This is a genomic window from Flavobacterium johnsoniae (genome assembly GCF_030388325.1).
Classification (GTDB): domain Bacteria; phylum Bacteroidota; class Bacteroidia; order Flavobacteriales; family Flavobacteriaceae; genus Flavobacterium; species Flavobacterium johnsoniae_C.
This window is the reverse complement of sequence record NZ_CP103794.1, coordinates 4,971,461-4,984,588: the sequence shown is the minus strand read 5'-3', so window position 1 is coordinate 4,984,588 and position 13,128 is coordinate 4,971,461. Positions and strand designations below refer to the sequence as shown.

General features: G+C 33.8%; 13 protein-coding genes. 5 read left to right on the top strand and 8 right to left on the bottom strand.

Annotation, left to right across the window (positions count from 1 at the left end; all coding sequences use genetic code 11):
- The first annotated feature begins 40 nt into the window (after positions 1-40).
- The 4 genes from NYQ10_RS21130 to NYQ10_RS21115 all read left to right on the top strand — a co-directional run bounded on the left by NYQ10_RS21130 (position 41) and on the right by NYQ10_RS21115 (position 5,892).
- Positions 41-952 (top strand): PorP/SprF family type IX secretion system membrane protein, encoded by a 912-nt coding sequence (locus NYQ10_RS21130; protein WP_289878099.1) that lies wholly within the window; start codon positions 41-43, stop codon positions 950-952.
- 2 nt (positions 953-954) lie between these two features.
- A complete protein-coding gene (locus NYQ10_RS21125; RefSeq protein WP_289878098.1) occupies positions 955-2,922 on the top strand; it encodes an OmpA family protein in 1,968 nt (655 codons plus the stop codon).
- A 273-nt stretch (positions 2,923-3,195) separates the two neighbouring features.
- Complete coding sequence (locus NYQ10_RS21120) at positions 3,196-3,771, top strand: hypothetical protein (RefSeq protein ID WP_289878097.1); 576 nt, start codon at positions 3,196-3,198, stop codon at positions 3,769-3,771.
- A 3-nt stretch (positions 3,772-3,774) separates the two neighbouring features.
- A complete protein-coding gene (locus tag NYQ10_RS21115) occupies positions 3,775-5,892 on the top strand; it encodes a cation:proton antiporter (protein ID WP_289878096.1) in 2,118 nt (705 codons plus the stop codon).
- A gap of 121 nt (positions 5,893-6,013) precedes the next feature.
- On the opposite strand, the gene NYQ10_RS21110 is transcribed toward NYQ10_RS21115, so the two are convergent.
- From NYQ10_RS21110 to NYQ10_RS21095, 4 genes are read right to left on the bottom strand one after another with little or no spacing between them, the layout of a single operon-like run.
- Positions 6,014-6,868: an alpha/beta fold hydrolase gene (locus NYQ10_RS21110; RefSeq protein WP_289878095.1), complete on the bottom strand. Its 855-nt coding sequence runs from the start codon at positions 6,866-6,868 to the stop codon at positions 6,014-6,016.
- A 56-nt stretch (positions 6,869-6,924) separates the two neighbouring features.
- Positions 6,925-7,479, bottom strand: a complete 555-nt coding sequence (locus tag NYQ10_RS21105; RefSeq protein WP_289878094.1) for a carboxymuconolactone decarboxylase family protein — start codon at positions 7,477-7,479, stop codon at positions 6,925-6,927.
- 18 nt (positions 7,480-7,497) lie between these two features.
- Complete coding sequence (locus tag NYQ10_RS21100; protein ID WP_289878093.1) at positions 7,498-8,064, bottom strand: cupin domain-containing protein; 567 nt, start codon at positions 8,062-8,064, stop codon at positions 7,498-7,500.
- A 12-nt stretch (positions 8,065-8,076) separates the two neighbouring features.
- Complete coding sequence (locus NYQ10_RS21095; RefSeq protein WP_289878092.1) at positions 8,077-8,298, bottom strand: 2TM domain-containing protein; 222 nt, start codon at positions 8,296-8,298, stop codon at positions 8,077-8,079.
- Positions 8,299-8,515: 217 nt separating this feature from the next.
- On the opposite strand from NYQ10_RS21095, the gene NYQ10_RS21090 reads away from it, so the two are divergent.
- On the top strand, positions 8,516-9,091 hold the full coding sequence (locus NYQ10_RS21090; RefSeq protein ID WP_289878091.1) for a Crp/Fnr family transcriptional regulator: 576 nt from the start codon (positions 8,516-8,518) through the stop codon (positions 9,089-9,091).
- 12 nt (positions 9,092-9,103) lie between these two features.
- On the opposite strand, the gene NYQ10_RS21085 is transcribed toward NYQ10_RS21090, so the two are convergent.
- The 4 genes from NYQ10_RS21085 to NYQ10_RS21070 all read right to left on the bottom strand — a co-directional run bounded on the left by NYQ10_RS21085 (position 9,104) and on the right by NYQ10_RS21070 (position 12,918).
- Positions 9,104-10,090, bottom strand: a complete 987-nt coding sequence (locus NYQ10_RS21085) for an aldo/keto reductase (protein WP_289878090.1) — start codon at positions 10,088-10,090, stop codon at positions 9,104-9,106.
- A gap of 18 nt (positions 10,091-10,108) precedes the next feature.
- Complete coding sequence (locus NYQ10_RS21080; protein WP_289878089.1) at positions 10,109-11,209, bottom strand: alkene reductase; 1,101 nt, start codon at positions 11,207-11,209, stop codon at positions 10,109-10,111.
- Positions 11,210-11,306: 97 nt separating this feature from the next.
- Positions 11,307-12,101 (bottom strand): type 1 glutamine amidotransferase domain-containing protein, encoded by a 795-nt coding sequence (locus tag NYQ10_RS21075; protein WP_289878088.1) that lies wholly within the window; start codon positions 12,099-12,101, stop codon positions 11,307-11,309.
- Between the two features lie 46 nt (positions 12,102-12,147).
- On the bottom strand, positions 12,148-12,918 hold the full coding sequence (locus NYQ10_RS21070) for a putative quinol monooxygenase (RefSeq protein WP_289878086.1): 771 nt from the start codon (positions 12,916-12,918) through the stop codon (positions 12,148-12,150).
- Between the last annotated feature and the right edge of the window lie 210 nt (positions 12,919-13,128).

The window sequence follows — 13,128 nt, the reverse complement described above, 5'->3', positions numbered from 1 at the left end:
GCTTAGCCATAGGTTAAGCCATTATTTTAAAAATATATAAATGAAAAAATTAGCTTTATTACTATTGTTTTGTTCTGTTGCAGCTTTTGCTCAACAGGATGCGCAGTATACACAATATATGCACAATACCATCAATATAAATCCTGCATATGCTGGTTCGAGAGGCGTTGTAAGCGTTTTTGGATTGTACAGAACACAGTGGGTAGGATTGGATGGTGCACCAGAAACAAGTACTTTATCTGTAAATACACCTTTAAATAACAGCAGATTAGGATTAGGATTTTCTTTAGTTAATGATAAAATTGGACCTACAAACGAAAATGATTTTTCAGTAGATCTTTCTTATTCTATTCAGACTTCGGCGGAAGCCAAATTATCATTTGGGATCAAAGGATCAGGTAATATTTTTAATCTTGATCCAAACAAGTTGAGAATGGAAAATGAAGGAGATCCGCAGTTTGCAAATTTTAGAAATAAATTTACTCCTAATGTTGGAGCAGGTGTTTACTATCATTCAGATAGAGGATATATTGGGTTGTCTGTTCCAAATTTTATTCAGACCAATCGTTATGATGATAATGATTATGCTATTTACAAAGAGCAGATTAATTATTATTTAATTGGTGGATATGTTTTCAATCTAGATCATTATGAAATGATCAAATTTAAGCCAGCAGCGATGGTTAAGATGGTCGAAGGTTCGCCTTTGCAAATTGATATTTCAGGAAATTTTATGTTTAATGATAAGTTTGTTGCAGGAGTTTCGTACAGATGGAGCGCAGCTTTAAGTGCAATGGCTGGATTTCAGATTAACAAAAGTATGTACATCGGATATGCTTATGACCGTGAAACAACAAAACTGAATAATTATAATTCAGGTTCTCATGAGATCTTCCTTCGTTTTGAGTTTATGAAAGGTTATAACCGAATTACATCACCAAGATTTTTCTAATTATGAAACTTAAGAGAATTATATACGCTGTTTTTTTGTGCTTTTTATTTTTTAATGCAACAGCCCAAAAAGCTTTGCTGGATCAAGCAGAAAAAGAATATAACAATTACGCTTATGCCGATGCAATTGCAATTTATGAAAAGCTTGCTTCAAAAGGACTAGCAGATGAAAAGATGTTTCAGAGATTGGGTAATGCTTATTATTTTAATGCCGAATTGACAAAAGCTGCGGTTTGGTATGATAAACTTTTTACTTTAAATGCAAAACAAGAGCCAGAATATTTCTATCGATATGCACAATCTTTAAAAGCTGTTGGGGATTATGCAAAAGCAGACAAAATGCTGGAGCAATTTAATATCAATAAAAACTCTGATAGTAGAGGGGTTTTATTTGATCACAACAGAAATTATCTGGAACAGATTAAAATGAATTCTGGGCGTTTTGAAATTTCTCCAGCCAATGTAAATTCGGAGAATTCAGATTTCGGAAGTGCGTTTTTAAATAATAGTTTGGTATTTAGTTCTGCAAGAGAAATTAAAAATAAAGAAGGAAAAACTTTTAAATGGAATAATAAAAATTTTACCAATTTATATATTGCTACAATTAAACCTAACGGTGATACCAATAATCCTGTACTATTAAACAAAGAAATCAACTCTAAGTTTAATGAATCTACTCCTGTTTTTACAAAAGATGGCAAAACAATGTATTTTACCAGAAATAATTATTTGGATGGGAAGCGTGGAAAGGATAGTAAAAATATCACATTGCTAAAACTCTATAAAGCTGTTTTAGTAGACGGAAACTGGTCTAATATTACAGAACTTCCATTCAATAGCGATCAGTACAGCACAGCGCATCCAGCGTTGAGTTTAGACGAAAAGAAATTGTATTTTGCTTCTGATATGCCTGGAACATTAGGACAATCTGATTTATATAGTGTAACAATTAATAGTGACGGAACTTTCGGAAAACCTGAAAATCTTGGCAAGGGAATTAATACAGAAGGAAGAGAAACTTTTCCATTTATTTCAGGAGATAATGAATTATATTTTGCTACCGATGGACGTCCAGGACTTGGAGGTCTTGATATAGTGGTTTCAAAAATTTTAGAAGACGGAACTTTTGATCAAGTTCAGAATATTGGAGAACCAGTAAATACTAAATTTGATGATTTTGCTTTTATCATTGACAGTAAAACACGCAAAGGATATTTCTCTTCAAATAAAAAAGGAGGAATCGGAAGTGATGATATTTATAAATTTACAGAAACCAAAATATTGGTTTGCGAAAGAAACTTAATAGGAATCATTTCTGATAGTAAATCTAATGAAGTTATTGAAGGAGCGAATGTAACCTTGCTTGACGAAAACAATCAAGTTTTGCAAGTTTTAGAAACAGCAAAAGATGGTGCTTACAGTTTTAAAGTAAACTGTGATAAGAAATATTCAGTTAAGGTCGAAAGAAAGATGTATCCGATTAAGATAGCTTCGATTGCAGTTGCATCTGCGGTTGATAACAGATTAGATTTTGCTTTGGAAAAAGAAAGAATTGTAGCTTTTGAAATTCCAATTCCAGCTATGAAAACGGTAAAAGTGGGAACAGATTTAGCTAAAACCCTTAATATTTCTATGATTTATTTTGATTTAGGAAAATGGAATATTACAGATCAGGCAGCAGTAGAATTAGAGAAAATTTTGGCTGTAATGCAAGAATATCCTAAAATGAAAATTGATATCCGTTCGCATACAGACAGCCGATCTTCTGCTAAATCTAATATGATTTTATCAGATAAAAGAGCAAAGTCTATTGTGGCTTGGCTGACTTCAAAGGGTATTGCTTCAGATCGTTTGAAAGGAAAAGGTTATGGAGAAAGCAGACTTCTGAATAAATGTAAAGATGGAGTAAAATGTTCTGAAGAGGAGCATCTTAGAAACCGCCGAAGCGAATTCGTAATTTCATCAATGTAAAATTATAATTACTTGAATTAGAAATAAAAAATGTATTTGTGCTTTTTCAGAAATATTGATAAGAAGCAACAAAAAAAGCAGGGATTAAATCTCTGCTTTTTTTATGGTTAATAATAGAATAAATTGTTTTAAATAAATTGAATATCAAAAAACTAAAAAAAATAAATCTAGGTTTTTTATACTGAAAACTAGAAGTCAAATCTACTTTTTATCAGTTTTTGGCGGGTTAAAAGAATTTTTCTGCTTAACTTGTAGAATCCAAAATCGATTCTTATGACTTTTAAAAGACTTTTATTTCTGATTATTGTACTCATTTTTTGTTCTTGTAGCAATAAAAAAGAACAGGAACTTACCCTTCGTGAAAATGCACTTTTAGAACGCGAAAAACAATTTGAAGACAAAGAAGCAGAATACGACAAATTGTTAAAAATGAAAGACAGTCTGTTGTCTATTTCTACAGTAAAAGATACAGTTCCTAAAATTCAAGAATGGCCAGACAACCTTAAAATTAAATGGAACAGTAAAATGATTTGCCGAGAATCTAATTGCAGTAATTATGTTATTGGCGATCAGCGCAACGAGATTTGGGAATTTATATCCGACTCCACCGGAATGTATACTAATGTTGTCAGCAATAATCAAATTAAACGTGTTTTTACAGGACAATATTTAGAAAACAAAATAGTACTTGATTCTGCAAAAGAAACTTCCTCAAAAAATAAGATAAAAGTTAGCGTAGTGCTCGACGATATTAAAAAAAATATCATCAAAGGTACCCAAACTATTACAGGGCAAGATAACTGCACCGCAAAATTTTCAGTTGAACTTACTCCATCTAACAAAAAGTAATTTATGCAACTGAGTATACAACATATAACTCTTCCGATTGAAGATCCGCTTTTGAAATTTCTTATCGAAATTATCATCATTTTATGTATTCCGCTTTTATTAAATAAGATTAAAGTACCTCATTTACTTGGGCTTATCATTGCAGGTGCGATTATTGGTCCAAATGGTTTTGGAGTACTTTCAAGAGACAGCAGTGTCGTGGTTACAGGAACTACCGGTCTTTTGTATATCATGTTTTTAGCAGGTCTGGAAATCGATATGGCAGATTTTAAAAAGAATAAATGGAAGAGTATCATTTTTTCGATTTTTACATTTGCCGTCCCATTTACTTTAGGACTTTTTGGCGGTTATTATTTGCTTCATTTTTCACTCCTTACATCAATTCTTTTTGCGAGTTTGTTCTCATCACATACGTTAATTGTTTATCCAATGGTAAGCGGTTTAGGAATTGCTAAAAACCTTTCTGTAAATATCACGGTAGGTGGAACGATGATTACAGATGTTCTTTCGCTTTTAGTTTTGGCGGCCATTGTTGGTATGTCGCAAGGCGAAGTAGGAACAGCTTTTTGGGTAAAATTATCGGTTTCAATGATTGTTTTTACTCTAATTGTTTTGCTTGTTTTTCCGATTATAGCACGCTGGTTTTTTAAAAATGTAGAAGATAAAATCTCCCAATATCTTTTTGTAATTGTAATGATTTATCTGGCAGCACTTCTTGCTGAACTCGCAGGAATTGAATCTATCATTGGTGCTTTTTTTGCGGGGTTAGCTCTAAACAAATTAATTCCGCATACTTCATCATTAATGAATAGAGTTGAGTTTGTCGGAAATGCCATTTTTATTCCTTTCTTTTTGATAAGTGTTGGAATGCTGATAGATTTTAATGCCTTTATACAAAGTTGGGAAACATTGTGGGTTGCATCAATTATGCTTGTCGCGTCAATTGGCGGAAAATATGTTGCTGCCATGCTGACCAAGAAAACGTTTAAACTTACCAATGATGAAGGACAGCTAATTTTCGGAATGAGTTCGGCATCAGCGGCAGCAACTTTGGCTTCTGTTATGGTTGGATATAATATAATTATTGGCGAAAATGATGCAGGAGAACCAATCAGACTTTTAAACGATCATGTACTTAACGGTAGTATTCTCCTTATTCTAGTTTCTTGTACCGTTTCATCGTTTGTTTCTATGGCAAGTGCACAGCGTATTGCACAGGCAGAAAAAGATAATACTGTATCGGGCAATAGTAAAGAAAAAGAAAATATACTTCTTGCGGTTAACCATGAGGCTACTGTAGAAAAAATGGTAAATCTTGGACTAATGGTTAAATCAGCTACCAATAAACAGCTTTATGCCGTAAATGTGATTAACGAAGATGCTAACGAATCTTCTGAAAAAAATGCGGAAAGAATATTAGAAAATGCCATTAAAGCAGCTTCGGCAGCAGATATAGAATTGCATCCGATTACACGTCATGATAATGATACTGCGGGCGGAATAAGTAATGTTATAAAAGAAAAAGACATTACTGATCTTATAGTAGGATTGGAAGGAGGAAAAGGCTTTTCTGCTTCGTTTGTATATAATTTGTACAATGGATATTTGCGAAATAAAAGCATAAATTTAATGGTGTATCACGCTGTTCAGCCAGCAGCGACTATTAAAAGATATCTAGTTTTTATTCCAGCTGATGCAGAAATGGATGCAGGATTTTTTCACTCGATGTTAAGAATCTGGAATATTGGTCGTAATTCTGGCGCTAAAATGAGTTTTTACGGAAAAGATAAAACACTGAATATTTTAAAAAGAATAGCTAAAAAAGCCTCTATTGAATCCACATTTGATGTTTTCTTAAATTGGGAAGATGCAGAAAAAACTGCGCTTGACATTGAAGAAAATGAAGGTTTGATTATTATGATGGGAGATAGGGGAATGCATTCGTATTTTTCTCGAATGAGAGATATTCCAGATCTGTTGAATGAGAGATTCAATAACAATAACTATATGCTTATTTATCCTTTTTCTAAAATTCCTGCAAATAATACAGAAAAAAGATCTGTAAGTAGTCATGATGATTTTGTAGAAATAGGTAAAGCGATTAGAAGTATATTTAAGTAATGTTCTTATTCTGATAAATGTAATATACTTATCAAAACTTAAAAAGTAGTATAAAGAAAAACCTGCGAATCTTTCGATTTGCAGGTTTTGTTTTTTCGTAGAAAGATAAAATGACTTATGCTTATTTTGATAGAATTTCTTTTAAAAGCTTAGTCAATTCTGCAGATTTAGATATAAACGGACTGTGTCCTGAATTGATCGTATAAGTATTGGTAATACCCGCTGTTTTTGCCATTTCCTGCTGAAAAGGATATGTTATAGTATTATCAGCTGTTGTAAAAATGTAATATTTTTTGCCTCCTAAATTATAATCTTCTGTTTTATAAGCTAAAGGTGTTCCCAGCGGAATTGTAGGTTCGGCTTTGTATTTTGCAACAAGAAATTGTTTTTGTGCATCTGTAGCATCCTGAGAAAAGATTTTAGGAAGATTAACTTCGGGATTTACAATTCCGGCTAAAGTCTGGTCTTCAGATAATTGTAAAGAAGCAGGCAAAAGCGATGCTTTGTCCATTTGAGAATAATCTAAAACACTTTTTCCAGTTTGTGGAATAAAACCAGCCACATAAACCAACTTTTTGATTTTTTGAGGAACTTCTGCAGCTGTTTGAGTAATTACAGCTCCGCCTAAACTATGACCTATTAAAATTACAGGTTCGTCATAACTATTGATTGCTTTTTTAACTTCGTCAACATAAGCTTTAAACGAAACTTGGTAAGCAGGAGTAGTGTCGTCTCCATGTCCTGGCAATTTTACAACAGTAACATTGTAACCAGCCGCTTTTAAATCGGCTTCTGTCTGATCCCATACGTACGATGCCTGCCATGCGCCGTGAACAAGTACAACGGGAGATTTTTTGGTATTGGCTGTATTTTCATCGTTAGTGCAGGATGCAGATGCAATTGCTGTAAACAATAAGAGAAAAAGTTTTGGGATTGTTCTTAAAGAATTCTGAGTATTAATTTTCGATTTTTTCATTGTTTTAAAATTTAATATTAGTGTTTATTTTTATAAAATTGGATGCCTTTTATGAATTAGGAAAGCACATCAAAACCATTTAAAACTGTTGCAAGAAGCGTGTAAGCTCCAATTAAAAATATAAGTTCTGCCAAACCATCTTCTTCTAATATTTCTTTTGCGAGATTATAAGCGGAGTTAGGAATAATTCTGCCTTTTGATAAAACAGAAGCGATTTCATAAGCAATGGCTTCTTCCTGATTTAACTCAGCAGGACGAATTCCCGATGCCAGTGATGCTACTGCTGCCGCAGAAAAACCAAAATGTCGAGCCATGATTTCGTGAGCATACAATTCGAAACGTGCACCATAAGCAGCACCAACGGTAAGAATGGCAACTTCCCGAATTTTTTTAGAAAGCGTTGCATGATTATCTAATGAACGTACAAAGCTTAAAGCAGGAATTCCGAATTGAGGAAAACGAAGCATGGGAGGAAATGGGCCGGTTAAAGCTCCTTCATCATTAATCATTGAAACCGGTCCCTGACTGTTTGTTATGAGTTTAAAAACTTCATCATGTACATATCGAACTTCCTCGTTCATTGTTTCTGGATTTATAGGATTTACTCGCATAATAATTTTTTGTTAGGTTTAACGAAGATTATCTTCAAATTGCCCGTCAATTAAGATGAAGACAACACGGCATACTTTTCCGGATCTATTGCTCCAGGCATGATTTGTTCCTCTTTGCACAATAATGTCTCCTGCTTTTGCTATAGTTTCACCTTCGTCAACAATTAAGCTTAACTCGCCTTCGAGAACAATTCCGTAATCGATCGTTTCTGTTTTATGCATTAAAGGGTGAGGTGCATTTCCGCCCGCTTTTGAAGCATGTTCACCATTCATGGTTTTAAAATGCTCAGCAGCTTGTTCTTTGGTAAGATTTCGTATTTCATCACCTTCTGGCGGAAAATCGATAACTCGTATTCTTGTTCCTTGTTTTGGAGGCCCCAGAATAAGTCCGGTTTCTTCAGGATCTTTAGAAACAGCATCTATTAAAGCTGGAGTTTGTTTCGTGTTCCAAACCTCATGAAATTTGGCTCCGTTTGCGCCGCCTACCATATAAGTTCTTGTTGGAGCTTCATCTGAAATAATAATCGCTTTACCTTCTGTATTATGTCCGGTTACGATACGTCTGAATGTTGTATTTGTTTCCATGGTTTCTCCGTTTTAGATTTTACTTTTTTTGAATACATATACACCCAAATAGTGAAAAAAAACTCCAACTGCCCACGCAGGAGTAGACCAAAGTGGCCATGGATAAGTAGTGTCTGTTAAATACCAAGTAATAAAGATTATTGGGGTTGCTAATAAAAAGACAAGAAAATGAATTTTGAATCCTAATTTTAGATTTTTATTTGTCTTAGTGTCGATGTTGAATCTGGTTTTCATGATTACGTTTTTTTAATTGTTAGTAATAAGATTATTTTAAAATAAAAGTTTAATTATTTGATTTTCAGATTATTTACATGACAAAGGTAGAGACGGAAAATCAGTAACGCCATTGACTTTGGTTAAGAACGAATCTTTGATTTTTAAAGAGAAAGAATTTTGTACTTAGCAGAATAAAATCTAATTTTAAACAAGTTATTTCTCTTAACGTACTGCTATGGATGCTATTAAAAATGTCATAACATCATTTGTCCCTATGTCTGATGAAGAGTATAATTTGATGCTTCCGATTATAGAAAGAAGGGAAGTTTCAAAAGATACAGACTTGTTACAGCAAGGAGAAATCTGCCGACATATCTATTTTATAGAAAGCGGTTTTTTTAGAATGTTTTATGTGGATTATAAAGGAAACGAAATCAACTGCAGGTTTGCTAAACCTGATGATTTTCTGGTTGATTTTGCGAGTTTTATTACACAGAGAACAGCTCAGTATTATTGCAGGGCGATGGAAGATTCAAAAGTAATTGCTTTAGAATATGAAAAAGTAGAAAGCCTGTATGACAGTTCTCCCAATTGGTCAAAATTTGGAAGATTAATAGCCGAATCTGCTTACCTTATTATTATCGAAAGAGAAGAAATGCTTCATTTTCAAACTCCCGAAGAACGGTATAAAACCATATTAAAAAAAGAACCTTATCTTTTTCAGCTGGTATCACAGAATCAGCTTTCATCTTACATTGGCATTAAACCAGAATCCCTGAGCAGACTTCGCAAAAGAATGATTGGCAAGTAAAATGGAGAAGAATTATGAAAGTTGTGCAAGTTCGCTATTGATGTATTGAACATCTTTTTCTGTTAGATTTACGTCTATCGCTTTTGCGTTGCTAATGGCTTGTTCTTTATTTCGAGCTCCAGCCAATACAACTGTTATTGCAGGTTGAAGCGTTGTCCATTTTAAAACTAATTGTGCCAGACTTGCTTTTTTTTCTGCTGCTAAAGGTTCAATTTTTTTAAGGAAACCTTCTACTTTTTCAGGATTGAACTGACCAAAATAATCCTGACGGTGATCGTCTGATTTTAATTTTTCACCTTTAAAATATTTGCCGCTTAGTAAACCTCTTTCCAAAGGACTGTAAGCAATTATTCCAATGTTTTTTTCAAGCGCTAAAGGTACAATGTCTTTTTCAATTCCGCGGTTCAGCATACTGTAAGGCATTTGATTGGATGAAATTTGAATCGTTTTTTGCGCTTCCAGCATTTGATTTTTAGTGTAATTACTAACACCCGCAGCACGAATTTTTCCCTGATCGATTAATAATTGAAGTGCTTCCATAGTTTCATCAATTGGTGTTGTAGAATCTGGCCAATGTAATTGAAGCAAATCGATATAATCGGTTTTTAATCGTTTAAGACTTTCTTCAGTTTCTTTTATAACATTGGTTTTCGAAGCATATTTATAAAGCGGATAACTTTTGCCACCATGTTCCTGATTCCACATAAAATCTCCTTTTCCGTTGTTACTTCCATCCCAAACCATTCCAAATTTGGTCAACAATTGCACTTTAGAACGATCAATGTTTTTAATAGTTTCGCCAATTAATTCTTCGCTTAAACCTAATCCGTAAAAAGGCGCAGTGTCAATACTTGTAACCCCATGATTTATAGAAGCCAAAATAGCTTCTTTGGCTTCGCTTTTTTCTGTTCCTCCCCACATTGTACCGCCAATAGCAAAACTTCCGTAGGTGATGGCAGATAATTGGAGATCAGAATCCCCTAATTTTCTATGTTCCATTTTTTTATGTTTTTTAAATTAATTTTTCTTGTAAGTCTCCCAGTCTGTATAACCTTGATTTCCTAATCCGTAGTATAGATTTCGGTCTGGTGGAGTCAATTCCCAATTGTTTTCTAAACGTTCTACCAAATCAGGATTTGAAATAAAAGGCTCACCAAAACCTGCCACATCAATAGTTCCAGCATTAATTAGTTTTTCAGATTTTTCACGCGTCATACTTCCGGCAAGGATTATCGTACCATCGTACCAACTTCTAAAGCGTTCCAAAAAACCGTCGGGCAAAGCGTGACTTCCTTTAGACTGCTGATCCATTAAGTGAACATAAGCCAGATTTCTTTTAGTTAATTCTTTCGCCAAGTATTGATAAGTAGATTCGATTTCATCATAATGAGGTAAATCTCCTAAACCACCGTAAGGTGTAAGTCTGATTGCTGTTTTTTCATTACCAAGAACTTCAATAACAGCATCTACAATTTCTAATAAAAATCTAGATCGGTTTTCGATAGTTCCGCCATATTCGTCTTTACGATTGTTTACAAACGGATTTAAAAATTGTTCAATCAAATATCCATTGGCACCATGAATTTCAACTCCGTCAAATCCCGCTTTCATAGCATTTTTGGCAGCTTTCGCGAAATCATTAACGACGTCTTTAACTTCATTTGTAGAAAGTGCTCTTGGTTTAGAAGAAATCACTGGACCTTCTTTTCCGTTTTCATCATAACCCCACGCAAAAGAAGTAGCAGCCTGAATATCTGATGGGCCAACAGGAGCAATTCCGTTTGGCTGATTTGAAGTATGAGAAACTCTACCTACATGCCACAACTGCGTGAAAATAGTACTTCCTTTTTCGTGTACCGCTTTAGTAACTTTTTTCCAGCCTTCAACTTGTTCAGCAGTATATAAACCCGGAATATAAAGAACTCCTTTTGCAGTATCAGAAATTGCTGTTCCTTCTGTAATGATCAGCCCCGCTCCGGCACGTTGCGAATAATAAATTGCATTGTCATTATTCGGAATTCCGTCTGCATTTCTTGCTCTTGTCATAGGCGCCATCGAAATGCGGTTTTTTAATTGTAATGAACCAAGAGTAACTGGTTCAAAAATATTTTTTTTCATTGTTTTTAGTGTCTAAAATTCAATTTTATATTTTTTGTTTTAATAACGGAAGATCATTTTTCATCTTCCGTTATTTTTTTAATTGTAATGGGATGAATTATTTTTTTGCTAACCAGCTTTCAACTGCTTTAGAAAAATCAGCAACATCAATTGGGTGTCTGCTTGTAATAATGTTAGAATCTACTACTACTGGCTGATCAGATACGATTCCGCCTGCGTTTTTAAGATCAATTTGAATATTCCAGTATCCGGTAAGTTTTCTTCCTTTTAAAATATCAGCAGAAGCTAATACAACGGGAGCGTGACAAATAGCCGCAATTAGTTTTCCTGATTTATTAAAATCCTGAATGAATTTGATAACATCTTTATCATAACGAAGGTTATCAGGATTCCATGCTCCACCGGGAATAAATACTGCATCGTAATCACTCACTTTAATCTGATCGGCCGTTCTGTCAAATTTGATCCATCCAACAGGCTGTAAATATTGAATAGCCATAATATGCGTTTGTGCCATTTCGGGAGCGCTTAAACCATATCTTGCCGGAGCAGGATTGTATTTTGGAGCCACAATATCAACCTGAGCTCCTAATTCTCTAAAGTACCAAACTGGTCCTGTTAATTCTATTTCTTCAAAACCATCTGCGGCAAGCACTGCGATTTTTTTGCCTTTTAAAACCGTTTTGTCTTTTACAGGATTAAAAAAGAAATCTCTCAAAGCTTCGTTTCCGGGTGCATTCAATAATTGTGAAACAGGCATCACAGAAACATGTGAAGGTGTTGCTAATTTATTCATCACATCTAATTTGTGATCTAAAGATTGTGCTTCTGCATTCAAAGCTGGAACTGCGCTTAAAGCACTTGCTACGATAATTTGTTTTAAATTTTTCATGACTTTTAATTTTTAATTATTTATTATTTGAAATTATATTTGTGTTTTATTCTCTTGTAAGCGGTGCAAATTCAATTAGGTTATGAATTCCGTTTTGAAAAGGCGGTTTTTTAATACTTGTTTCCAGATATTCAATTACCGGTTTAATAGGAGGAAAGTTGAGGTGATACTGAAAAGCATCGTTACTTCTGAATTTTTCATAGGTTACAAATTCTGTCTCATCTCCTTCAATTTCAGAAAGCTGATAGGTTACTACGCCCGGCTCGCTGCGAAATTGCGGCATCGCAATATGATACGTGTCTTTAAAATTTTGTTCAGTTCCTTTTTTTCCGTCAACAAAAAGCATTATTACCAGTTGGTTGTCTTCTTTTTTAGAAGTTTTTCGCCATTGTTCTTTAGTTAAAGGCTCTAAATCTTTTACATAATAGATTTTAGGAGAAATTTTTAATTTTTCAGTTAAAGATTGTAATGCTTTCGCTGGAGCTTTTTTGCTGAAATTTTCCAATTGTTGTTTTCCGTTCCATCTTTCAATCAGCCATAAAACATTTGTTTTGTCCTGCTCATAAAAAGCTTCGGCCATAATGTTGTCTTTTGACGAAAGCGATGCCGTTACATAATCTGTTAATGCTTTACGAACTTCTGTTGTATTTTGTTCATTAACTTCATATTGAGTTAATTTAGAAGTTACTTCTGTTAAAACTCCGGTTTTTATTCTATAGGAATTTTGAGCATTTGTATTTCCGGTCATAAGAGAAAAAGTGCAAGCTGCAAATGCCAGTACTTTTTTTGAAATTGATTTATAAGCTGTTGTTTTCATAATTTTTATTTTTTAATTGGTTAAATTCTTTAAACAAAATTTGTGATCTATAATTAGCTTTACTTCCATGACAAAGTTCCGCCAACTGTAAAAACTACAGGTTGCGTCAACTCACTTTAAAAGTGTGATTTGAATCACATTTTTAAAACAAGCCTTTAGATGTAAAGGAGTTAAAGATTTTGGGGTTAAAATCAGAATTGAGACTTAGCT